Origin of the sequence: Kineothrix alysoides (assembly GCF_000732725.1) — a bacterium.
Taxonomy (GTDB): domain Bacteria; phylum Bacillota; class Clostridia; order Lachnospirales; family Lachnospiraceae; genus Kineothrix; species Kineothrix alysoides.
In genome coordinates, this window is record NZ_JPNB01000002.1 from 1764141 (window position 1) to 1787402 (window position 23262).

General features: G+C 44.4%; 21 protein-coding genes. All 21 read left to right on the forward strand.

All coding sequences use genetic code 11. From position 1 onward, the window contains the following. The first annotated feature begins 44 nt into the window (after positions 1-44). The 21 genes from CC90_RS0119090 to CC90_RS0119190 all read left to right on the forward strand — a co-directional run bounded on the left by CC90_RS0119090 (position 45) and on the right by CC90_RS0119190 (position 23261). Complete coding sequence (locus CC90_RS0119090) at positions 45-701, forward strand: sugar transferase (protein WP_035315979.1); 657 nt, start codon at positions 45-47, stop codon at positions 699-701. Further along, positions 698-1681: an ATP-grasp domain-containing protein gene (locus tag CC90_RS0119095; protein ID WP_031392315.1), complete on the forward strand. Its 984-nt coding sequence runs from the start codon at positions 698-700 to the stop codon at positions 1679-1681. Before CC90_RS0119090 ends, CC90_RS0119095 begins: the two co-directional genes overlap by 4 nt. Beyond that, a complete protein-coding gene (locus tag CC90_RS0119100; RefSeq protein ID WP_031392316.1) occupies positions 1682-2770 on the forward strand; it encodes a glycosyltransferase family 4 protein in 1089 nt (362 codons plus the stop codon). 14 nt (positions 2771-2784) lie between these two features. Continuing rightward, entirely contained in the window at positions 2785-4101 is a 1317-nt protein-coding gene (locus CC90_RS0119105; protein ID WP_031392317.1) for a nucleotide sugar dehydrogenase, read from the forward strand. Then, the gene (locus CC90_RS0119110) at positions 4101-5528 is read left to right on the forward strand and encodes a hypothetical protein (protein WP_031392318.1); all 1428 of its coding nucleotides are present in this window, start codon (positions 4101-4103) and stop codon (positions 5526-5528) included. The genes CC90_RS0119105 and CC90_RS0119110 overlap by 1 nt, the downstream gene beginning before the upstream one ends. Beyond that, positions 5500-6480 (forward strand): SDR family oxidoreductase, encoded by a 981-nt coding sequence (locus tag CC90_RS0119115; protein WP_031392319.1) that lies wholly within the window; start codon positions 5500-5502, stop codon positions 6478-6480. Before CC90_RS0119110 ends, CC90_RS0119115 begins: the two co-directional genes overlap by 29 nt. A 41-nt stretch (positions 6481-6521) precedes the next feature. Next, positions 6522-7442, forward strand: a complete 921-nt coding sequence (locus CC90_RS0119120; RefSeq protein WP_031392320.1) for a methionyl-tRNA formyltransferase — start codon at positions 6522-6524, stop codon at positions 7440-7442. Continuing rightward, positions 7442-8182, forward strand: coding sequence for a DUF2334 domain-containing protein (locus tag CC90_RS0119125; RefSeq protein ID WP_031392321.1), 741 nt, complete (start codon positions 7442-7444; stop codon positions 8180-8182). Before CC90_RS0119120 ends, CC90_RS0119125 begins: the two co-directional genes overlap by 1 nt. 36 nt (positions 8183-8218) lie before the next feature. Further along, the gene (locus CC90_RS0119130; RefSeq protein ID WP_031392322.1) at positions 8219-9358 is read left to right on the forward strand and encodes a glycosyltransferase family 1 protein; all 1140 of its coding nucleotides are present in this window, start codon (positions 8219-8221) and stop codon (positions 9356-9358) included. Positions 9359-9369: 11 nt separating this feature from the next. Then, on the forward strand, positions 9370-10485 hold the full coding sequence (locus CC90_RS0119135) for a glycosyltransferase (RefSeq protein WP_031392323.1): 1116 nt from the start codon (positions 9370-9372) through the stop codon (positions 10483-10485). 17 nt (positions 10486-10502) lie between these two features. Further along, a complete protein-coding gene (locus CC90_RS0119140; RefSeq protein WP_051869787.1) occupies positions 10503-11216 on the forward strand; it encodes a glycosyltransferase in 714 nt (237 codons plus the stop codon). Between the two features lie 212 nt (positions 11217-11428). After that, complete coding sequence (locus tag CC90_RS0119150) at positions 11429-12544, forward strand: glycosyltransferase (RefSeq protein WP_242843341.1); 1116 nt, start codon at positions 11429-11431, stop codon at positions 12542-12544. A 98-nt stretch (positions 12545-12642) separates the two neighbouring features. Further along, entirely contained in the window at positions 12643-13410 is a 768-nt protein-coding gene (locus tag CC90_RS0119155; RefSeq protein WP_035315855.1) for a polysaccharide deacetylase family protein, read from the forward strand. Between the two features lie 63 nt (positions 13411-13473). Then, positions 13474-15087, forward strand: coding sequence for an asparagine synthase (glutamine-hydrolyzing) (gene asnB, locus CC90_RS22660; protein WP_278245488.1), 1614 nt, complete (start codon positions 13474-13476; stop codon positions 15085-15087). Further along, positions 15084-15377: an asparagine synthase-related protein gene (locus CC90_RS24890; RefSeq protein WP_278245489.1), complete on the forward strand. Its 294-nt coding sequence runs from the start codon at positions 15084-15086 to the stop codon at positions 15375-15377. Before asnB (CC90_RS22660) ends, CC90_RS24890 begins: the two co-directional genes overlap by 4 nt. Before the next feature lie 67 nt (positions 15378-15444). After that, on the forward strand, positions 15445-16542 hold the full coding sequence (locus CC90_RS0119165; RefSeq protein WP_031392327.1) for a glycosyltransferase: 1098 nt from the start codon (positions 15445-15447) through the stop codon (positions 16540-16542). A 66-nt stretch (positions 16543-16608) separates the two neighbouring features. Then, positions 16609-17685: a hypothetical protein gene (locus tag CC90_RS0119170; RefSeq protein WP_031392328.1), complete on the forward strand. Its 1077-nt coding sequence runs from the start codon at positions 16609-16611 to the stop codon at positions 17683-17685. Between the two features lie 13 nt (positions 17686-17698). After that, positions 17699-19582, forward strand: coding sequence for an asparagine synthase (glutamine-hydrolyzing) (gene asnB, locus CC90_RS0119175; protein ID WP_031392329.1), 1884 nt, complete (start codon positions 17699-17701; stop codon positions 19580-19582). Between the two features lie 6 nt (positions 19583-19588). Beyond that, on the forward strand, positions 19589-20512 hold the full coding sequence (locus tag CC90_RS0119180) for an alpha-1,2-fucosyltransferase (protein WP_051869788.1): 924 nt from the start codon (positions 19589-19591) through the stop codon (positions 20510-20512). After that, positions 20475-21500 carry a glycosyltransferase gene (locus CC90_RS0119185; protein WP_031392331.1) on the forward strand — a complete coding sequence of 342 codons (1026 nt, stop codon included), beginning with the start codon at positions 20475-20477 and terminating at the stop codon, positions 21498-21500. The genes CC90_RS0119180 and CC90_RS0119185 overlap by 38 nt, the downstream gene beginning before the upstream one ends. Positions 21501-21518: 18 nt before the next feature. After that, positions 21519-23261 (forward strand): ABC transporter ATP-binding protein, encoded by a 1743-nt coding sequence (locus CC90_RS0119190; RefSeq protein WP_031392332.1) that lies wholly within the window; start codon positions 21519-21521, stop codon positions 23259-23261. The last annotated feature ends 1 nt before the right edge of the window (position 23262 follow it).

Sequence of the window (23262 nt, forward strand, 5' to 3'; positions counted from 1 at the left end):
ACAGTAACAGGTTTTCGGTTTATAAGGAGGTAACGGCCATTACGATATATGGTAGATATGTGAAAAGAATACTGGATTTCTTATTAGCGCTTATAGGAATTATTACCTTGTCTCCTTTATTTCTCGTGCTGGCTCTTCTCGTCAGGACGAAGCTCGGAAGCCCCATTTTTTTTAAACAGGAGAGACCGGGGAAGAATGAGAAAATCTTTACTCTTTGCAAATTTCGGACGATGACGGACAAAAAAGATGAGAATGGAAATCTTCTGCCTGACAGCGTGAGGCTTACTAAGTTCGGTAAGATCCTTCGCGCCACCAGTCTGGACGAACTTCCCGAGCTTCTGAATATATTAAGGGGAGATATGAGTATCATCGGCCCCAGGCCGCTTCTTATTTCCTATCTTCCCTATTACACCGAGGAAGAGAAACTGCGCCATACGGTACGTCCAGGACTTACCGGGCTGGCTCAGGTAAGCGGCCGGAATTTCATCGATTGGGATAGCCGTTTTAAGAAGGACGTGGAGTATGTGAGAAACCTTTCCTTCGGTATGGATATGAAGGTGTTATGGCTGACCGTGCGGACCGTGCTCGGACGCAGTGATGTGGCGGAGGATACCAATGTGACGGAGGGCAACTTTGCCGAAATCAGAAAGAAAAGACTGGAAGAGACCGGAAGCTTTGAAAGGATTGATAATAACCTATGAATATATTGATTTTAAGTGCGGGAACAAGAAATAAGGTGGTGCAATATTTTAAGAGGGAGCTGGCGGAAAAGGGCAGAGTCATAGCTACGGACTGTTCCAATCTGGCTCCTGCAATCTATGAAGCGGATAGATTTTATCTCGTTCCGCGTATCGATGCTCCCGACTATCTGGATACCGTGCTGGACATATGCAGGAAAGAAAACATCGATGGGGTTTTTTCCTTAATCGACCCTGAGCTTAGCCTGCTTGCCAGGGAACGGGAGAGATTTCTTGACGCAGGAACGACTCCTATCATCTCACCTTATGAGCTTGTGGAAACCTGCTTTGATAAATATAAAATGTATGAGCTGCTTACACAGATGAAAATCCCAACGGGAAGATGCTTTGTCGATAAGGAGGCTTTCTACCTTGCCGAGGAAAAAGGAGAACTTTCTTACCCGGTATTCGTAAAGCCGGTAAAGGGAAGTGCCAGCCTGCACATCAACAAGGTGTACGGGAAAGAAGAGCTGGAGGTCCTTTTCGGACTGCATGACGATCTTATGATCCAGGAATTCATGGATGGGACGGAATATGGAGCAGATGTGTATATCGATATGCTGAGCGGGAAGTGTACCTCGATTTTTGTAAAAGAAAAGATAAAAATGCGTGCCGGAGAGACGGATAAAGCCATATCTTATAAGGATGAGAGTCTTTTTTTCGCGATAGAAAAATTTGTGGAAAAATGTGGGTTCTGTGGTATGATAGATATGGACATTTTTAAGATCGGAGACATTTATTACTTTTCCGAAGTGAATCCCCGATTTGGCGGAGGCTATCCCCACGCTCATGAGTGCGGCGTGAATATGCCTAAGCAGGTAATTCGTAACTTAATGGGAGAAAGCAATCCTCATGCTGTGGGCAGCTATAAAGCAGGGATTTGTATGATGAAATATAATGAAGTTATGATCAAAGACATGAGCGATACGGAGATGAGAGAGTAGATGGGTATAATATTGATTTTAACCAATTCCTCGGGCGGATTATATGATTTCCGCAACGAGCTGCTCCTTCGGCTGTTAGAAAACCATCGGGTGATCATCAGCCTTCCGGATCAGACCAAGACTGCTGAACTGATGGAAGAAGGGTGTGAGATTATCGAAACGCCTATTAACAGAAGGGGCATGAATCCGAAGGAGGACATGAAGCTTTTCATGACATATCAAAGGCTGATAAAGCAGATAAGGCCGGATATGGTAATTACTTATACTATAAAGCCGAACATATACGGAGGCTTTGCCAGCAGGCTATTGAAGGTACCTTATATCACTACGATAACGGGACTGGGCGGTGCCTTCGACAGGGAAGGACTGTTCCTTAAGATGATCGTTCATATGTACCGGGCAGGTCTTAAGAAGGCAGAGTGCATTTTTTTTCAGAATGCTGAGAACAGAGATATTTTTTCCAGCTATCGCATTGCAGGGAAAAAGGAGCGGATGGTAAGCGGCTCCGGAGTGAATCTGAAAAGACATTTCTTCGAGCCATATCCCGTGGGAGTAAGGACAACCTTTCTTTTTGTCGGAAGGGTAATGAAGGAACGCGGTATCTTAGAATATTTGGAGGCAGCAGTCCGGCTGCATAGAGAGGATATTGAATTTGCAGTGCTGGGCTATTGTGATGAAGATTATCAGGAAATGCTGGATGAATATACGGAAAAAGGAATTATAAGTCAGTGGGGCTTCCATACGGAGGTGCATTCTTATATAGCAAAGGCTGATGCCATTGTGGTGGCATCGTTTCACGAAGGTATGTCGAATGCGCTTATAGAGGCAGCGGCGACGGGACGTCCGGTAATTGCTTCCAATATCAGCGGATGCAGGGAGGCCTTTGAGGAGGAAATGACGGGATTTGGCTTCACTCCGGGCAATGCGGATGATTTGATTCGGGCTATGGAGAAGTTTCTCGCATTATCCAAGGAAGAGCGGGCACATATGGGAAAAGCGGCGAGAGAGAAGATGGAATGTGAATTCGACAGAGATTCTGTCATCGATTCTTATATAAGCGAAATCAACACGATATTATATAACTCATAATGGAGGATAAGAAGATGGATTTATACGAGAAGCTTGTAAGTGGAGAGGAAAAGCTTTCATTGGTCGGCCTCGGATATGTAGGTATGCCGATTGCGGTAGCCTTTGCAAGAAAGATAAAAGTAGTGGGATTTGACTTAAGTAAAGAGAAGATAGATTTATATAAGTCAGGCGTGGATCCTACGAATGAAGTGGGCGCGGAGGTAATCAAAAATACATCCGTAGAATTTACCGCTGATGCGGACAAGCTAAAGGAAGCGAAATTCCATATTGTAGCAGTTCCCACTCCGGTAAATGACGACCATACCCCTGATCTTTCCCCGGTAGAGGGCGCAAGCCGTCTGCTCGGACAGAACCTGACAAAAGGTTCTATCGTTGTATTCGAATCCACGGTATATCCCGGGGTTACCGAGGAGATATGCGTTCCCATTCTGGAAAAGGAATCGGGCTTAAAATGCGGTGTAGATTTTAAGATTGGATATTCTCCGGAAAGAATCAATCCGGGCGATAAGGTACACAGATTGGAAACTATCGTCAAAATTGTTTCCGGCATGGATGAGGAGACGCTGGACACCATTGCCAAGGTGTACGAGCTGGTGGTAGAGGCCGGAGTGTACCGGGCGGAATCCATCAAGGTGGCGGAAGCGGCAAAAGTCATCGAAAATAGTCAGCGCGATATCAATATCGCTTTTATGAACGAACTGTCCATTATATTCCATAGGATGGGAATCGATACGAAGGCCGTCTTAGAGGCGGCGGGCACAAAGTGGAATTTTCTCAAGTTTTTCCCGGGACTCGTAGGAGGACACTGTATCGGAGTGGATCCTTATTATCTGACCTATAAGGCAGAGCAGCTGGGATATCATTCACAAATTATTCTTTCAGGCCGCCGCATTAACGATGACATGGGAAAATATGTAGCGGAAAGCCTCGTAAAAAATCTGATAAAAACTAATGTTCCGGTAAAAGGCGCGAGGGTGGCTATTTTAGGCTTTACCTTTAAAGAAAACTGTCCCGATACGAGAAACACCAAAGTTATCGATATATATAAAGAATTAGAGGAATATGGAATCACCCCGATCGTGGTAGACCCGGCGGCGGATTCAGGGGAAGCGAAGAGACTGTATGGAATCGATTTCCATGCCATGGAGGAAATCCGGAATATGGATGCGGTCATCATAGCGGTAGCCCATTCCCAGTTCCTCGAGCTGTCTAAGGAGAGAATCGCAGGTTTCTTCCATGAGGACCATGAACAAAAGGTATTGATGGACCTTAAGGGCTTATTCGATAAGAGGGATTATTCGGACGGTGAATTTCTATATTGGAGACTGTAATGACAAAAAAGATAAAATCCGGAGGACTTCTTATAGCACTTGCCGCATTGTTCCTCGGAATGTTTGCCGCATTCGGACCGGGCATATACAACGATTCCAATCAGTATATTGAAATGCACATTCACAGGGAACCGTTGTATCCCCTGTTTCTCTTATGTCTTCGGGTGCTGTTTGGAGAATCGTGGCTTACGGCTATGGGAATCATTCAGAATCTGTTGGCCGCACTCAGTATATGGCTGTTTGCGGAACATATGGCGAAAAAATTTTCTTTGCGGTTCTGGGGAGAAACAGTAGTTGTTTTCCTGGGGATAATGCCCCATATGGTTACGAAATATTTCTCTTCCCTGCATCTGTTCATTACGAATTCTGTAATGAGCGAAGCACTTTGTATTCCTCTTTTCACCTTGTTTTTATTGGAATGCTTCAAAATATTAACGGCCGGGGAAGAAACTGCGGATGAAACACAATCGGCATGGCCTGCTTTGGCACTGGCATTCCTTCTGGCACTTACGAGAAGCCAAATGATGCTGACGCTTCTGCTTTGGGCGATTGTGGTCTGTGCGAAGCTTTTTGTAGTCAGAGTGAAAAATAGATTCCTCACGCTGCGTCTCGTGGGAGCAGTGCTCCTGATAGTAGCTCTGGCCTTTTTCGGGAGAACGATGGCGGTAAAAAGTTACAACTTAGTTTTTAACGGCCGTTTTATCAATAATACTTATGGAACGGTGAATACCCTGACCAATATACTCTATGCTGCCGACAGAGAAGACGGTGAAAACATAAAGGACGAAGAGGCACAGGCGTTTTTTAATCAAATGTATGACCTTACCGAGATGCGTCAGGCAAATTATAAATACGCTGGCGATTCGTGGCGGGAAAAGGTGGAACATATAGAGCAGTGGCATGACACTGTAAAATATGAAATGATAGAGGATGTTTTTTATCAGACATACGATAAAACGGTGACTAGCGACTATATTACACAAAACCTGATGGCAGATGAGACGGCGGGGAAAATTATCGCGGGCATATTGCCGAAATGCTTCGGTCAGTGGTTTGCCGATTATCTGTTGATTGCCGGTTATGGACTCATTCGGAGTATTGCGGTAGTACATCCCGTTATCAATTGGATAGCGGTTCTTCTCTATCTGTCGGCAATTGTCATGACCATATGGCGGATACGAAGATCTCTTAGCGAGAAGGGAAGGATATGCGGCAGCGCATGGCTGATGATACTGGCGCTTCTTGCAATAGCGGCTAATGTATTTGCGGTATCGCTTACGATTATGGCATTGTCGCGGTATATGATCTATAGCTTTTCCTTATTCTATACGGCATATTTCATATTACTGATGGAGTGGTTAAGAACTGCAGCCAAGAGAATTATAAAGGAGTGGAAAAATGGGATACAAAGAGTTGAAATTCGATAAAGACAGTGTTTTTCTCGTAACAGGAGGAGCCGGCTTCATCGGCTCGAATATTTGCGAAGCGCTGATAGGAATGGGATATGCGGTAAGGTGTCTGGACAATTTGTCCACCGGTAAATATGAGAATATAGAACCGCTTACGGCAAATGAAAAATTCACCTTTATAAAGGGGGACATCAGAGAATTGGATACTTGTCTGGAAGCGTCTAAGGGCGTGGATTACTGTATGAATCAGGCAGCCTGGGGAAGTGTGCCCAGAAGCATCGAGATGCCGCTTTTGTATGAAGAGATAAATATTAGGGGCACATTGAATATGATGGAAGCCTGCAGGCAAAACGGAGTGAAGAAATTTGTCTATGCTTCCAGTTCCTCTGTGTATGGGAATCATCCGCAGCTTCCGAAGAAGGAAGGGGCTGAAGGTAAGGTGTTATCCCCTTATGCCTTGACTAAAAAGGTGGATGAGGAATACGGAAGGCTGTACAAGGAGCTGTACGGTCTGGATACCTACGGCCTGCGCTATTTCAACGTATTCGGAAGAAGGCAGGACCCGGACGGCGCATATGCTGCGGTGATTCCTAAGTTCATCCGTATGCTGTTAAACGGGGAAGTGCCTACTATCAATGGAGACGGAAAGCAATCCCGCGATTTCACTTATATCGACAATGTTATCGAGGCTAATTTAAGGGCCTGCCTCGCTTCCGGCGAAGCTGGAGGAAATGCCTTTAATATCGGTGCCGGCGGAAGAGAATATTTAATTGACGTATATTATAATCTATGCAAGGCACTGGGAAAAGAAGTGGAACCGAATTTCGGACCGGACCGGCTTGGGGACATTCGGGACTCCAATGCAGATATATCCAAGGCGAGAGAGCTTTTAGGCTATGACCCGGAGTACGACTTCGCGAAAGGAATCAGCCTGGCAATCGATTGGTATAAGGAAAATTTGCTGCAATGAAGCTGATTGGCTGAATCGCACAAAATAATAGGGAGCTGTGTATGAAGTATAAGGTTGTGGTATTCGGCGTAAAAGATACGTCGGAAAACATTGTGGAATTCATTCAAAATAATATCTGTCCGGTGGATTTGGTCATTACCATCCATAAGGATGTCTTGGGTAAGAATGAGGTCTCTGGCTTTAAGGGACTGTCCGTGCTGACAGAAAAGTATCAGATACCGGTATTCGAGGCACAAAGCTATTTCCTGACAGATGAAAAAACTCACGGCTTCATGGCGGAGAATGAATTTGAAATAGCGATTTCTATGGGATGGCAGCGCCTGATTCCGGCTTATGTGCTGGAAAAGTTCGAATACGGTGTGTACGGATTTCATGGCAATTGCGGGTACCTGCCCTTCGGGCGCGGACGGTCTCCGCTAAACTGGTCCATGATTAACGGGGATACGAGATTTAATTTGAATCTTTTCCGTTATGATGAGAATGCGGACAGCCCTAACGTATTTGCTACGGAGATGTTTTCCATAACGCCCCATGACGATATACGCACGGCTCAGTATAAAAATATGATTTGTTCTAAGAGCCTTATAAGGAAACTGTTAAAGGCTTATTCGGAGAAGAATATCGTAATAAGAACGGAGTCCAGGGACTTCGATTCATGGTATAATAAACGTACGGCAGCGGATGGCAAAATAGATTTTCATGACCGCACAAGAAATATTTATAACCTGATTCGCGGGGTGGCGGCGCCTTTTCCGGGGGCATTCGCTATGTGCGGGGAGCGGAAGGTTACGATATGGGAGGCCCATCCCTTCGATGAGATTATAGATTTTTCAGCCTATGCGCCGGGAGAAGTGGTGGACGTTTTCGACGGAAAGCCGGTGGTGCGCACGGTGGACGGTTCACTTCTGATTGAACGGTATGAGTGCGAAAAAGAGCTTATGACGGGAGATGTGCTGGAGTAATGAAAATTGCTGTTCGAATGGATGATATAACGCCCTGTATGGATTGGGAGAACTTTGAGAGATTTCGGGGACTTCTTAAAGAATATGGGGTAAAGCCATTAGTAGGGATTGTTCCGGATAACCGGGATGAAAATCTGAATAAAGATAAAGACGGAGGCTTACCGGAGGAGTATTTCTGGGAACAGGTCAAAGTGTGGAAAAGCGAAGGTTGGACGGTAGCATTGCATGGATATCAGCACTTATATACGCAAAAAAAGGGCGGCTGTTTTCCGCTGAACCGTTTTTCGGAGTTTGCCGGCTTAAGCTTGGAGCAGCAGAAAAGGATGCTGCAGGCGGGTAAGGATATTTTCACTTCCCATGGAATCGAAACGGACATCTTCATGGCTCCGGCACATTCTTATGACATAAATACTCTTCGCGCACTTAAGGAATTGGGATTTATGAAGCTGACAGATGGGTTCGGCAGCAAGCCGTATATGCGCGGAGGAATCATTTTCTATCCGATTTCCTTCAAGCTGAGCAGCAGCCTGAAGAAAAAACAGGGAGTTACAACCATGGTGATTCATACGAATACCATGAAGGATTTGGATTTTGACAAATGCCGAAGGATTTTTCAGTCTGAGGAAATAATTTCTTATGAAGAATATCTGAAGCTGAAAGCGGTGAGAAGAGGATGGATCGGAAATGCTGTCGAATACGGGATGGCATCGGTGAAGCGCTTACTGGTGAAGTTTTTGTGATTTAAAATCTGCGAAAGTGGATATGAGGTATAAATTATGGTACAGCCCATTCGTATATTGCATGTATTCGGAGGAGTGAGTCTTGGAGGCGCAGAAAGCCGCATCATGGACTTATATCGCTGCATGGACAGAGAAGAGATACAGTTTGACTTTCTCGTGCACTCCGAATGTGTAGAGACAAGAAAACCCGAATTTTATGATGAAGAGATAGAGTCGCTTGGCGGAAGGATTTTCGTGCTCCCCAGGTTTAAGGTATATAATTATATTCAGTATAAGAAAGCTGTCGCAGATTTTTTTAAGGAACATGATGAATTTGCGCTTATACAGGGACATATGACCAGCACTGCTTCTATCTATCTGCCTGCTGCGAAAAAGGCGGGGATTCCCGTATCAGTTGCCCATGCGAGAAGTGCAGGAGTGGATAAGGGAGTGAAGGGTATTGTTACCAAGATTCTGCGGTTACCGTTGTTAAAACGGGCAGACTATTGCTTTGCCTGCTCAAGGGAAGCAGGGGAAGCAGTTTTTGGAAAAAGGTGGGAGAAATCAAAGAAATCGGTGGTGTTGCCCAATGCCATCGCTTCGGAGAAATATATTTTTAATGGGGAGATAAGGGATAAGGTCAGGAAAGAGCTAGGGATAGAAGATTGTTATGTAATCGGACATGTAGGGCGGTTTCATTATGCGAAAAACCATGAATATTTGCTTAAGGTATTTTCGGCTCTGCACACCGGAATGAAGGATAGAAGTATAAGGGCCGTACTTCTCCTCCTCGGAGACGGGGGTGGAATGGAGTCTGTGCGCCAGCAGGCTAAGTTGCTTAATCTGGAAGAAGATGTGTTTTTTATGGGGAATAAAAAGGACGTGGAAAATTATTATCAGGCGATGGACTTTTTTGTATTTCCTTCCCGCTTTGAAGGGCTTCCGGGAACAGTAGTGGAGGCGCAGGCAGCAGGGATTAGGTGCATAATATCCGATAAAATCACGCCGGAAGTGAGACTTTGCCAACTGGTTCATTACGAAAGCATAGACGAGCCTGAGGATTTATGGGCGAAATATATTTTAGAGAATGCCTCATACGTAAGGAGTGACATGTACGAGACGATAAAGGAAGCCGGATTCGATGTAAAGGAACAAGCGGCGAAGATGGAAGGCTTTTATAAGACCGGAAAGATGTAATGGAGGTAATCATGAAGAAAAAAATCATGCTGATAGTCCCAATGCTTCATCAGGGAGGGTTCGAGAGAGTATGCGTAGCGACGGCGCGGCTGTTGGAGCCGTTTTACGACGTATACATAGTGATGTTTGATTCCAAGGATATCGCTTATGATATCAAAGGGTTGAACGTGATAGACCTGCATATGGGCGTGAAAAAGGATATGACCGGCAAGCTTTTCAACGTTCTGAAACGCAGCTTTGCAGTGAGCGGAATGAAAAAAAAGTTGAAAATCGATATTGCATACAGCTTTGGGCCGTCGGCAAATGTGGTAAATGTTTTTTCCCGCAGGAGCGAGCAGGTATGGGTAGGCATAAGAAGTTATATGGATATGGAGAACGAAAGGAAAATCAGACTGCTTTGCAGGCTTTCGGATAAAATATTATGCTGCTCCAAGTTAATCGAGGAGGAAATCCGTACCAAATACAACTGCCAAAAGGTAATTACTTTGTACAATCCGCTGGACGTGGAAGAAATACAAAAAAGCGCGTCGATGCAGCAGCCCAGATTACCATGGGAAAATGCGGAGCATATTATTGTTTCCATGGGGCGGGAGGATGATGTAAAAGGCTATTGGCATTTAATGAAGAGTTTCTCACTCTTACAGAAGGACATTCCTGATGCGAAGCTGATGATTATCGGGGACGGCGATTTTGAAGAATATCGAAGTCTCGCTAAGTGTTTGGAAATCGGAGACCACGTTTACTTCCCGGGAATGAAGAAAAATCCATTTCCTTACTTGAAGGCGGCAAAAGTCTATGTTCTGACTTCCTATAATGAAGGCTTTCCCAACGCTCTTTTGGAAGCCATGGCGTTAGAGATCCCGGTCATTGCCACAGATTGTATGACGGGTCCGAGAGAAATACTGCAAAACAGTGACTATGGCGTGCTTATACCGAATATGAGTCCGGAGAAGAACCTGGATGAGAAGGTGATTTCCGGAGAGGAACAGAGACTGTATGAGGAAATAAAGAAGCTGCTGACAGATAAGGAAAGCTACGAGAGCTATAAAAAGGCTGCCGTTAGGCGTGCGGGAGATTTTTCGAATAAGGCTTATGTGGAAATCCTGAAAAAACACATAGAATTGTAGATGAAGGGATAGTAAAAGTGAAAAAGACGATTATTGTAATGCCGATAGCGAATGAAGAAGCGACAATTGGAAAAGTTCTCGATGAGATTTTATCGTTAGGCTATGACAATTTATACATATATCCGGTCATGGATAATTACTCCAAGGATAAGACGCAGAAAATTGTGGAAGAATTTGAGCAAAAGACGGATAAGGTAAAGCTTATTTTCTATAAGGAATCTTACGGGGTTATTAGTTGTTATCTTGAGGGGTTTCGTCATGCACTGAAGGATGGTGCGGAGAGAATTATTGAGATGGACGGCGGAGGCAGCCACCTCCCGGCCGAGTTACCCCAGTTTATAGAGAAACTGGAAGAAGGCTATGACTGTGTATGGGGGTCTCGTTTTGTAACGGGCGGAGGCGTAAGCAATCATCCGTTATATCGGAGAATATTGAGTTCGGGAGGAACTGTTTTGGCTAACGCAGTGCTGGGAACAAGACTGAAAGATATGACCAGCGGATTCGAAGGATTCCAGAGACGTATATTGGAAAATATGGATTTGGATAAATTTCTGTCGAAGGGGCATATGTATCAGACTGAAATGAGGTATTACTGCCGCAATTACCATACGATAGAAGTTCCCATTCATTATGTAGGCTCTGAATCCAGTTTTCGCATGAAATCAGTCACCGAAGCGCTTAGAATTTTATTTGAACTGAAAAGGAATGAAAAATCAGTTATGAAGAAATAATGGATTTACGCAATCATTTATAAACGATAGAATAAGAGGGATATGCGGCTGCATATCCTTCTTTCCATGATACCGGCCGGCTATCTGTATCTCCGTTACCGTATTTTAATTTGCGCTTACTATATGAATGTGGTAAAATTGGAAAGAATTATGAATGGGGGTTCTTAAGAACTTTTGAGCCTGCCAGGCAAAGTTACATGAGGTATGAAATATTGGAAAAGCGAAAAATAGCGTTTCATTTAAACTGTCTGGAGCAGGGCGGAGCCGAGAGAGTAGTGTCCAATTTGGCGAATCAATTTGCGAAGGAAGGATACGAGGTGCTCATTGCAACGCAGTGGTATGGAGAAAATGAATTTCAGATAGATGAGAGGATAAGACGAGTCCATGTAGGACTGACGGAGGAAGATGAGAAGAAATCGCGGGCGATGCAGTTTTTTCTGAAGATTTCGCACTTGAAAGCCTTTATGAAAGAAGAAAAGCCGGATGTTCTTATAGCCTTTGCCCAACGGGCCAACTACAGGGCGCTGATGGCCTCCTTTTTTATGCGAGTGCCGGTTATCATATCCGTTCGTACCGACCCGATGGGACATTACGATGCTCTTTCGGACAAGATACAGATACCCCTTCTCTTCCCGAGAGCAGCAGGCTGTGTGTTCCAGACAGAGGGCCAGCGCGAGTTTTTTGCCCCCTTTTTACAAAAAAAATCCCGGATCATATTGAATCCGCTGCATGATAAATATATTGGTGTTCCAAAGCCTTTAAGCCGTACAAAAGAAGTGGTGCAGTCAGGGCGTCTGGTAGACTTTAAGAATCAGCCGATGCTGCTTCGGGCGTTTATCCAGGTTCATAAGAAGCATCCTGATTATACGCTCAAGATATACGGCCCGGATTCCTTCGATGGTACGAGGGAAATTCTGGAGGGTATTATCGAAGAAAATCATGCCGAAGATTATATAAAGCTGATGGGCGGCAGCGACTCCCTGGAGAAAGATTTGACTGACGCAGCTGTATATGCTTTTTCCTCCGACTGGGAAGGAATGCCCAATGCACTGTTAGAAGCAATGGCATTAGGGCTTCCCATTGTTGCTACGGACTGTCCTTGTGGCGGCCCGCGTACTATAATGAAAAACGGGATAAATGGTCTGTTGATTGAAATCAAGGACCAGAAGGCGTTAGAGGAGGGAATTAACAAGCTGATCGAGAATCCGGAATATGCGGAGGAACTGGGAGATAACGCAAGAAAGATTTGTGAAATTGCCAATTCCAAGGCAATATTTGAGCAGTGGCGGGATTATATAGAGGAAATTTGCAGTAAAAGTAAGCGGTAAAGCATATTAAAAGCAGAGGCAGTAAATATTACGCCTGCTTTTGATATTTTGAAAATTCGGTATTTAATTGCCGAAGTAATTGACAAAGGAGCAGAAAAATGTTTTCATTCGAAGATTATAAGGAGATTATAAGGATAATTAAATCCACCGGTTTGCAGGCAGATTACGAGGAGGCTCTTTATAGGGATAAGTTCATCATTATGCGCCATGACGTGGAGTATAGCGTGGAGAGGGCATATGATTTGGCTAAAGTAGAGTCTTCCATGGATTTCACCTCCACCTTCTTTTTCCAGTGGACGAACAATTCCTATAATCTGCTGTCCAGAAAAAATAGGGATATGATATGTGATATGCATGAGAGAGGGCAGAATATCGGCCTCCATTTTGCACTGAACGGTATGACGGATATGAAAGAGGTTCGCAGACAGATCGTAAAGGAGATGCATATGCTAAGCGAGATGCTTGGCTTTGAAATATCCCAGTTTTCCGTTCATAGACCTTCACCGGCGGTTCTGGCTGAAAATATTAAGCTTCCCGGCATTATCAACGCATATCAGGACAACTTCTTTACTTTTGCGGAAAATGTAATGGAGGATTCCAAACTGGGAGTAAAATACATGTCAGATGCCAACCATATATGGAGATACGGCTATCCTGATGAGAAGAACATTTTAGGAAGCGATAAGGTGCAGATTTTGACTCATCCTTTCGCATGGACAAAAAAAGGATATGACAATTACGAAAATTACAAGACGTTAGTGCGCGAAAAATATATAGAGCTCATCGATAGCATCGACAAGGAGTGCAAGGACTTTGCGGAATATAAGGACAGCTTTTTGCAAGATAGTGCATCGCCCTGTAAATAATCGCACCAAGTTGATTTGAGGACAATGCACCAGGAAGGCAAGAACAGGGCAGGAGGTACCGGAATGTGCGGCATATGCGGATTTGTGTCGAGGCAGGATATAAGACTGGCACAATTAAAGGAAATGAATGACACAATGTATCATAGAGGTCCTAATGACAGCGGAGAAGAAATCTATGGATTAAAGGACGGCTATAGTGTGGGACTGGCTCAACGCAGGCTCTCCATACAGGATTTGTCCGCTTTGGGGCATCAGCCGATGCACTCGGATAACGGTCGTATCAGCGTGGTGTTTAACGGTGAAATTTATAATTTTCATGAGCTGAGAGAGAAGTTGTCGGCTTATTCGTTTTGCTCCACTTGTGATACGGAGATAATTATCGCCGCTTATTTGAAATGGGGAATAAGCTGTGTGGATTTTTTTAATGGTATGTTCGCCATCGCCTTATTTGATAGGGAGAAAGGGGAATTGTACCTGATGCGGGACCGTATCGGAAAGAAGCCCGTGTACTATATGGAGAATGGAACTGAACTCGTTTTCGCTTCGGAGCTGAAGCCGATCATGTCCTTTCCGGGCTTTGAAAAGAAAATAAAAAAAGAAGTCATTTCACGTTATTTGTATCAGCAGTATATCAATGCGCCGGAGACGATTTTTGAAAATGTTTATAAACTCGAACCAGGGGCTATTCTGAAGATCTCCGTGAATAGTAAATCTCTTGCCCTTACAAAAGAAACATGGAAGTATTGGGATATCAAAGATGTATACGCTAAGCAAAGACAACATATGGTTACGGATTATGCACAGGCCAAAGGGGAACTGAAGGAACTCTTAAAAAAAGCCACAGCCTCCCGGATGATTGCGGATGTTCCGCTAGGCTCCTTTCTGAGCGGCGGTTATGATTCCTCTTTGATCACAGCTATTGCGCAGGAGCATTCTTCAGAACCCGTCAAGACTTTTTCCATCGGCTTCCAGGAGGAAAGATATAATGAGGCCAAGTATGCGAAAGAAGTGGCGGATTATCTAGGTACTAACCATACGGAGCTGTATATTGATGAAAAACAAATGTTCGATCTCGTAGAGAGTATACCGAAGTATTATGACGAGCCTTTTGCCGACAGCTCTCAGATACCTTCTATGCTCGTTTCGGCTCTTGCAAGGGAGCATGTGACTGTAGCACTTTCCGGTGATGGCGGTGATGAATTTTTCTGCGGCTATAATATCTATGAAAATGTGGCTCAGGCACAGATGTTGGATGCGGCTGGTGCTGCAGTACATGGAATCTGCGGATTACCTTTCATAAATAAGACGGGGCTTTCAGAAAAGCTTCCTTTTCGGGTACGTGTTATCGCGGAAAATCGAAACAAAGAGACGAAGACGCAATTTGGTGCCAGCAATTATATCGTGCGCGCAGGTGCTATGGTAAAGAACGATGGCAGTGAATTTCCCTGTCATTACGAGATAGAAAGCAAATATGGAGAAAGCAAATGGCAGATCCGCCGTATGCTTTTAGATATGGACACTTATCTTCCAGGAGATATTCTCTGCAAAGTGGACAGAGCTTCCATGAAGTATTCTCTGGAGGCCAGATGTCCCATTCTCGACAGAGACGTTATGGAATATTCTTACAGGATTCCTCATGAATATAAGTTTTACAAAGGGGAAAAAAACATATTTTGAAGGATATTGCGTATGATTATATACCGAAGAATCTTCTGGACAGACCCAAAGTAGGCTTTGGAGTGCCTCTCGACAAGTGGTTGAGAGGACCTTTGAAGGAACAGCTCCTTTCCTACAGTGAAAAAGATTACTTGGAAAAGCAGGGGATTTTTGATTCAGCATATGTGTCCAATATGATTCGGGAGTATATTAAGACCGGGGACGGAGGTCCAGCTACCGGTGCTAATTATTCCAAGCTTTCATGGTCCTTCTTTATATTTGAGCAGTGGTACCAATATTATTTTAATTAAAGATGCGGGCACTGCTTTCCAATGGTGGATAAGCTCTCGGCCATTAAGATAAGAAAGGAATGATTTTTTGGATAAGAAACATCTGGCTCTATTTATCAGCTCCTTGAATAAAGGAGGATCCGAAAGGGTGCTGGTCAACCTCGCAGAATATTTTTATGCACAGGGTTACCGGGTAACTATTGTGACCCAGTACCGTTCGGAGAACGAGTATCCGGTAAGTGAAGGCATAAGAAGAGTGCTGTCGGATATTGAGGGAGATGAGATAAGAAAGAGCAGGGCGGTCAATTTCTGCGGCCGCTTTATGAAGCTTCGCGGCATATGGAAACGGGAAAAGCCGGATTTAATTTTATCCTTCATCGGTAAGAACAATATTATGGCGATACTGACCTCCCGTTTTCTGCACATACCGGTAGTAGTATCGGTGAGGGGCGAGCCGGAGCAGGAATATTATTCTCTTGGACTTAGATTGGCTGCAAGATATGTCTTTCGGTTGGCAGAGGGTATTGTTCTGCAGACGAAAAGCTGCCTGACGTTTTTTCCGGAAGCGGTGAACAAAAAGGCAATTATACTTAAAAATTCTCTTAATCCTGCATTTATAAAAGAAAGCTATGAAGGAGAGCGGGAAAAGCAGATCGTGGCGGTGGGGCGGTTGGATGCCAACAAAAACCATGAAATGATTATCCGGGCATTTGCGGAAATCTCCGACAGATATCCGGACTATAAGCTCATCATATACGGCGAAGGTCCGCTGCGCCAGAAGCTGACAGAATATGCCGACGATTTGGGACTGTCGGAGCAGGTTGAACTGCCGGGTGCCATATCTAACGTAGCGGAAGCCATTTATAAAGCATCGGCATTCATACTATCCTCTTACTCAGAGGGGATGCCCAATACCCTTTTGGAGGCTATGGCCTTGGGAATACCGGTTATTTCTACGGATTGTCCTCCCGGTGGGCCCAGAGAACTGATCGTACATGGAGAGAACGGATTGTTAGTCCCGCCAGGGGACTGGGAGAAATTGGCAGAAAACTTGCAAAAACTATTAGATAACATAGATTATGCAAAAAAAATGGGCAGAAATGCTTCAAAAGTAAAAGAAGAATTCAATCCGGAAATCATAAACCGGGCATGGAAAAATTATTTGGAAAAGATAATACAGGGATAAGTGTGAAAAAATGTTTGTGCCGCAGCGCGGCATGTTTACAAGGTTGAAAGAAGCAAGGGTATAAAAATGACTGTAAAGCAAGCGGTGAAATCGGCAATTTTTATTATTATTTTCATATATATCCTTCTTACCGTCACTTATATTATACGGACTAACGGGGATGTGAAGGATAGGTTTACGGGATTTTATGCGGAACCGAAGGGTACCATAGACATGGTCATGATAGGTTCGAGCCCCGTATATCCCTATTATGCCACTCCACAGATGTGGGGAGAATACGGAGTAACGGCTTACCCCATCTCCAGCAATCTGCAAAGGCCGGTAGCAGGAGTCTATATGGTGGACGAAGTAAGGAAGACACAGAGTCCGTCGTTATATGTATTCGAAATGCGTATGTATACGGCCAGTGAAACAGATCTTACCAACAATATGGCATATACCAGGGGCGTTACGGACAACATGAAATACTCGTGGAACCGGATAAAGACCATAAATGCCATGGTAGAAGAAACTTCTGAGCGTTATACGTATTATTTCGATATTTTTAAATACCATTCTAATTGGAAGACGATGGTGCTGCCAAAGCAGCTGGCATGCTTCCGCTATGAATTTTTGGACGGACAAAAGGGATATGTGATGACGGACGAGGTAGGGCCCTGCGAAGCGGTGGACACCTCTGCGATTACGGGGAAAACCCAGATGCCCGGGGAGCAGGAGAAACATTTATATGAGCTGCTCGATTATTTGAAAGAAGAAAAATTACAAGCGTTATTTATTCTCTCTCCAACGGTAATGGAGGAGGAAAAGCAGATGATGTACAATTACATGACGGATATTATTGAGAGCTATGGTTATGAATTCCTGAATATGAACGATTATTATGAAGAAATCGGTCTGGACTTCACTTCCGACTTCAGCGATTATGGCGGGCATACCAATGCTCTGGGAGCGAAAAAGTGTACGTCATTTTTGACGGATTATATCACAAGCAATTATTCCTTAAAAGATAAAAGAGGCGATGAACGCTATTCCAAATGGGATGCTGCATATGAGCAGTGGAAAAGCAGCTATGAAGAAGCGGCACAGACAATTACCGAACGGATTGCAAATGGCGATTTTGCGGAAGTGACAGCAGAAGAATAAAGGAGACAGGAATATGTGTGGTATTGCGGGATTTTGCAACTTAAGCGGCGACTGGAACAGCAATATAAATAGAATGAATCATCGCATGCTTCATAGAGGACCGGATGCTTCCGGCGTATGGAGAAGCGAAGAGGAAGCTGTGGTGCTGGGGCATCAGAGACTATCTATCATGGACTTGACTCCTACCGGAGCTCAGCCGATGGAATCTGCCAGCGGGCGTTTTGTCATCGTATTCAATGGGGAAATCTATAATTATAAAAAAATCGCGAAAAAGCTTCTGGAGGAGAAAAAGGTTGCACAGTTCAGGGGAACCTGCGATACGGAAGTGCTTTTAGAGGCGATGGAGGCTTACGGCGTGGAACAGGCAATTGGAATGTGCAAGGGAATGTTCGCTATCGCCTTATATGACAAAAAAGAACGGGTGTTATTTTTGGTAAGGGATAGAGTGGGAGAAAAACCGCTCTATTATGGGTTTGTGGGAGAGGGTACTTTTGCCTTCGCTTCTGAGATAGGATGTATCGCTGCTTTGGAAAACTTCAAAAATGAAATCAATACGTCGGTGCTGGACATTTATTTTACCCATGGGTATATTCCGGCGCCCTATTCCGTTTATAAAGATATTTATAAATTAGAAGCGGGCAGTATTTTAAAAATTGAGGCACCCTACCATAAGGAGAATATTTCTATCTCCGCTTACTGGTCTATGAAAGAAGCGGCTGTGAAAGGACAATCGGATTTATTCACGGGCAGTGAAGAGGAGGCGGCAGAAGAGTTGGAACGCCTTTTGAAGGAGTCCATAGAGGAGCAGATGGTGGCGGATGTGCCGGTAGGCGCCTTTTTGTCCGCAGGAATCGACAGCAGCACGATCGTGGCGCTGATGCAGTCTCTGAATCATAACAAGGTGCGAAGCTTCACTATTGGAATGACTGAGGAAGGGTACAATGAAGCGGCGGCGGCGAAAGAGATAGCAAAGCATTTGGGAACAGACCATACGGAATTGTATATTACCAAACAGGATGCCATCGACGTGATTCCAAAGCTGGGTTATATGTTCGGCGAGCCCTTTGCCGACTCTTCCCAGATTCCTACCTATCTTGTAAGTAAGATGACGAAGGAGCATGTGACGGTTTCCTTGAGCGGGGACGCGGGAGATGAGCTGTTTGGCGGCTATACGTCCTATGAGTCGGTAAGCCGTATCTGGAATAAGATGAAGGGTATACCATATTTTGTAAGAAAACCTTGCAGTGAGCTGGTTCTTCACAGTCCCCTTGCAAAAAACCAGATTTACCGTACGAAGGCAACCCTTTTAGGGGCTAAGACACCGGGCAGACTATATGAAATTTCATATGAAACGGATCCGCTTACGAAGAAAATCAGCAGGTCGCATGTTGACTGCCCGTATAAATACAGTCAGTTCACCCATTATATGGAAGAAGTGAACCATAACATTATGCTGATGGACATGCTCATGTACCATCCTGACGATATCCTTGTGAAGGTGGATCGGGCGGCGATGGCGGTTTCCCTCGAAACGAGAGTGCCTATGCTGGATAAAGACGTGGTGGAATTCGCATGGACTCTCCCGATTGAATATAAACGGCAGGGAAAGACGGGGAAAAAGGTTCTTAGGGATGTGTTGTATAAATATGTTCCGAGGGAAATGATGGAGCGCCCGAAAAAGGGGTTCAGTATACCTGTCGATAAATGGCTGCTTGAGCCGGAGCTTCGAAACTGGGCAGAAGCACTCATAGACAGAAAGACATTGCAGCAGCAGGGAATACTCGATGCCGACGTAGTATGGAAGATTTGGGAAGACTATACGAAGAATGGTGTTTGGCGTATACAGATATGGTTTATACTGATGTTTCAGGAGTGGATGCTGACGGGAAAGGCGTGATAGTTAATGAATATAATTCGTATGTCCGGAGGAATCGGGAATCAGATGTTTCAGTACGCACTATATTTGAAGATCGTTTCTCTCGGCAGGGAAGTGAAGTTCGATGATGTGACGGAGTATGAACTGGATAACGCAAGGCCCATTATGCTTCCGGTGTTCGGCATCGATTACCCGAGGGCGACGAAGGATGAAATAATGGAGATAACCGACGGCTTCCTGGACTTTAAGTCCAGAGTAAGAAGAAAGCTGCGGGGACGAAAGAGCATGCAGTATAACGAAGCATCCTTCGATTACGACGAAGAGGTATTAAGAAAGGATTCTGCTTATTTGTGCGGAAACTTTCAAAGCGAGAAGTATTTTAAGGATATTGAAAAAGAAGTGAGGGAAGCGTTCCGCTTCCGGAATGTCCGGATACCTGCAGGAATAGAGAAGCAGGTCAAAGGATATGAGAAGGAAATCGCCGAAAAACTTTCCATCAGCATTCATATAAGGCGGGGAGATTATCTTCAGGCGGCGGACGTATATGGAGGCATCTGTACGGATGCTTACTATGAAAAAGCCATAGAGTATATGAAAAGCAAATATCCGGAAGCGCATTTTTTCGTGTTTACGAACGATACCCTTTGGGCTGAGAAATGGTGCGATGCAAAACAAGAAGAAAATGCCGGATTGGCATTTACAGTAGTAAAGGGAACACAAGAGTCCACCGGATATATCGATTTGATGCTTATGAGCAAATGCAGGCATCATATCATCGCCAACAGCAGCTTTAGCTGGTGGGGGTCATGGCTTGGAGCCGGACCTGGTAAATGTGTGGTTGCTCCTATAAAGTGGTTGAATACGCGTGAATGTCACGATATTTTCACGCCGGATATGGTTAGGATTGATGCGTATGGAAAAATTGATTTCGGTCATCGTACCGGTTTATAATATAGAAGCTTATTTGCCAAGATGCGTAGATTCTCTTTTGGCACAGACTTTTCAAAATCTGGAGATTATCTTGGTGGATGACGGCTCTGCCGATACATCCGGCTCCATTTGTGACAGTTATGCGAGGAAGGATGGACGGGTCAAAGCGGTACATAAGAAAAACGGTGGTCTGTCCGATGCGAGAAATGCGGGCATGGATATGGCTACGGGGGAATACATCGGTTTTGTGGATGGTGATGATTGGATCGATCAAGATATGTATCGGGCAATGTATGAAGCGTGTGAGAAGGAGCAGGCGCAGATTGCAGTATGCCGCTACAAGCAGATACGGACTTCGTCAGGGGAGACCTTGGTACCTGAGATTGACGCACCTGCGGGTAATAGTGTATCATTATCAAAAACCCGTGCCATGGAGGCTTATCTGTGCGAAGACGAGACGTATGTTATCTATAACTCTGTTTGGAGTAAGCTGTTTCTGGCGAAGCTCGTGGAGGATATACGTTTTCCGGTAGGAAAAAACTCCGAGGATATTATGTTTACTACAAAGGCATTTTGCAGAATGGAACGGCTCGCATATCTGGATGCGCCCTATTATAACTATGTGCTCGACAGAGAAGGCAGTATTATGAATGAAAAGATAGGACAACGCCGGCTTAAGGATGAAATCCCTTTTTGGCGGGAACAGATTTCTCATTTGGCAAAGGAAGGGCTGACAGAGCTGTCCGATAAGGCAGCATATCACTTCTATCGCCGTCTGCTCTTCTATTATATCGATTTTATGGAAAGTAAAGATACCAGATATTTTGCAGGAGAGATTACAAAAGAACTCAGGAAAGAGAAAGAAAATATCAGAAGAATATACAAGGAAGGTTATGTGGCGACAGGGGATAAGGTGCGTATGAGATTAGTTCTTGCGTTCCCATTCGCATATTATTGTGCCGTAAAAGGGTATGATAAATATGTAATCCCGCTTCGGACCAAGTCATAACAGGAGACGGATATCGATATGGATTTATTGAAACGAGTATCAAAAATTTTAACGAGTAGACAAAGAAAACTGCTGTTGCTTCTGCTTTTCATGATGCTGATCGGTGCGGGGCTCGAAACGGTGGGAACCTCCTTGCTCATTCCCTTTATTACGGTGGCTATGGACCCGGGGAGCATTGTGGAAAACGATTACTTGAAATATTTTTATGATCTATTCCATTTGACTGATGCGAATGGTTTTCTTATCATGCTGGCTATCGTGCTCATTATTGTTTTTTTCGTAAAAAATATTTATTTATATTTTATGTATTATGCGCAGTACCGCTTTATTTATAACGGACAGTTCAACACATCCAAAAATCTGTTTAAGGATTATGTAAGACGTCCTTATGAATTCTATTTGGATGCGAGTACACCAGTGCTTATGCGCCATATTATGAGCGATGTGAACGGTTCCTATAATCTGCTTCTTACTTTTTTACAGTTGTTCACTGAGTTATTTATTTTCACTGCGCTGCTTATTCTGGCGCTTGCTATCAGCCCGGCTATGACGATTATTATATGCGGAGTTCTGGGAATCATTTTACTGCTGAATAAAAAGGTACTAGGCCCTATCCTTCGGCAATTCGGCCATGAAGTGCAGACTAATAGTGCTCTTACGACGAAGTGGATCATGCAGGCTGTAAACGGTATGAAAGAAACGAAGGTATTGAATAAGGAACGTTATTTTGTGGAGCAGTATGAGAAGAGCGCTTCTAAGCTTAATACGATTCAGAAACGGCAAAATTCCATGCAGAATATTCCGAGACTCACGATAGAAACAGTATGTATGGCAGGAATTCTGGCGATTGTAGCCGTCTTTCTGGCAGTGGGCAATAATATCGGAGAGATGATCAAGCAGGTAGGTATGTTGGCGGCGGTCGCTATCAAACTTATGCCAAGCGCGAATAAGCTCTCTACTTATATCAATAACATCGCTTATTACGAGCCTTCTTTACGGGCGGTGGAGGATATTATTATCCGCAGTCATGAGAAGGATGTGGACACGGATGTCCTTTTCTTAAAAGCGGAGGAAATTGTTCCGATGGATTTTGCGGAGGAAGTGAAGCTTGAGAATATTACTTACGCTTATCCGAATACGGAACTGAATATTTTAGAGAATGCCGGTGTTACGATTCCTATTGGAAAATCAGTAGGCTTTATCGGGCCTTCCGGTGCCGGAAAATCCACCACAGTGGATATTCTTCTGGGGCTTTTACAGCCGCAAAAGGGTCGGATTACCGTAGATGGTGTAGATATCAGAACGAATTATCCCGGCTGGTATGCGAAAATAGGTTATGTTCCGCAGATGATTTTCATGCTGGATGATACGATAAGAAATAATGTGGCATATGGTGTGGATGAAGAGGATATCGATGAGGAGCAAGTATGGTACGCGCTGAAAGAGGCGCAGATGGATGCATTCGTAAGAGGGCTCCCGGAGGGCCTTGACACGAGCATCGGTGAACGCGGGGTACGTATTTCCGGAGGACAAAGACAACGTCTTGGCATTGCAAGAGCTTTATACACGGCACCTGACATTATGATTTTCGATGAAGCGACTTCGGCACTCGATAACGATACGGAACAGGCTATTATGGAGGCGATTGAACGGCTGCATGGCAAGAAGACACTGGTTATTATCGCACATCGCCTGTCAACTATTGAGAAATGTGACTCCGTTTACCGGGTAGAAGACCAGATATTCAAAAAGGAACGATGAT

What these genes read in the sequence shown, in the direction of transcription:
- CC90_RS0119095 (WP_031392315.1), top strand. Translation starts at nt 698, where the DNA reads ATGAATATATTGATTTTAAGTGCGGGAACAAGAAATAAGGTGGTGCAA.
- CC90_RS0119100 (WP_031392316.1), top strand. Translation starts at nt 1,682, where the DNA reads ATGGGTATAATATTGATTTTAACCAATTCCTCGGGCGGATTATATGAT.
- CC90_RS0119105 (WP_031392317.1), top strand. Translation starts at nt 2,785, where the DNA reads ATGGATTTATACGAGAAGCTTGTAAGTGGAGAGGAAAAGCTTTCATTG.
- CC90_RS0119110 (WP_031392318.1), top strand. Translation starts at nt 4,101, where the DNA reads ATGACAAAAAAGATAAAATCCGGAGGACTTCTTATAGCACTTGCCGCA.
- CC90_RS0119115 (WP_031392319.1), top strand. Translation starts at nt 5,500, where the DNA reads ATGGGATACAAAGAGTTGAAATTCGATAAAGACAGTGTTTTTCTCGTA.
- CC90_RS0119120 (WP_031392320.1), top strand. Translation starts at nt 6,522, where the DNA reads ATGAAGTATAAGGTTGTGGTATTCGGCGTAAAAGATACGTCGGAAAAC.
- CC90_RS0119125 (WP_031392321.1), top strand. Translation starts at nt 7,442, where the DNA reads ATGAAAATTGCTGTTCGAATGGATGATATAACGCCCTGTATGGATTGG.
- CC90_RS0119130 (WP_031392322.1), top strand. Translation starts at nt 8,219, where the DNA reads ATGGTACAGCCCATTCGTATATTGCATGTATTCGGAGGAGTGAGTCTT.
- CC90_RS0119135 (WP_031392323.1), top strand. Translation starts at nt 9,370, where the DNA reads ATGAAGAAAAAAATCATGCTGATAGTCCCAATGCTTCATCAGGGAGGG.
- CC90_RS0119155 (WP_035315855.1), top strand. Translation starts at nt 12,643, where the DNA reads ATGTTTTCATTCGAAGATTATAAGGAGATTATAAGGATAATTAAATCC.
- asnB (WP_278245488.1), top strand. Translation starts at nt 13,474, where the DNA reads ATGTGCGGCATATGCGGATTTGTGTCGAGGCAGGATATAAGACTGGCA.
- CC90_RS0119170 (WP_031392328.1), top strand. Translation starts at nt 16,609, where the DNA reads ATGACTGTAAAGCAAGCGGTGAAATCGGCAATTTTTATTATTATTTTC.
- asnB (WP_031392329.1), top strand. Translation starts at nt 17,699, where the DNA reads ATGTGTGGTATTGCGGGATTTTGCAACTTAAGCGGCGACTGGAACAGC.
- CC90_RS0119180 (WP_051869788.1), top strand. Translation starts at nt 19,589, where the DNA reads ATGAATATAATTCGTATGTCCGGAGGAATCGGGAATCAGATGTTTCAG.
- CC90_RS0119185 (WP_031392331.1), top strand. Translation starts at nt 20,475, where the DNA reads ATGGAAAAATTGATTTCGGTCATCGTACCGGTTTATAATATAGAAGCT.
- CC90_RS0119190 (WP_031392332.1), top strand. Translation starts at nt 21,519, where the DNA reads ATGGATTTATTGAAACGAGTATCAAAAATTTTAACGAGTAGACAAAGA.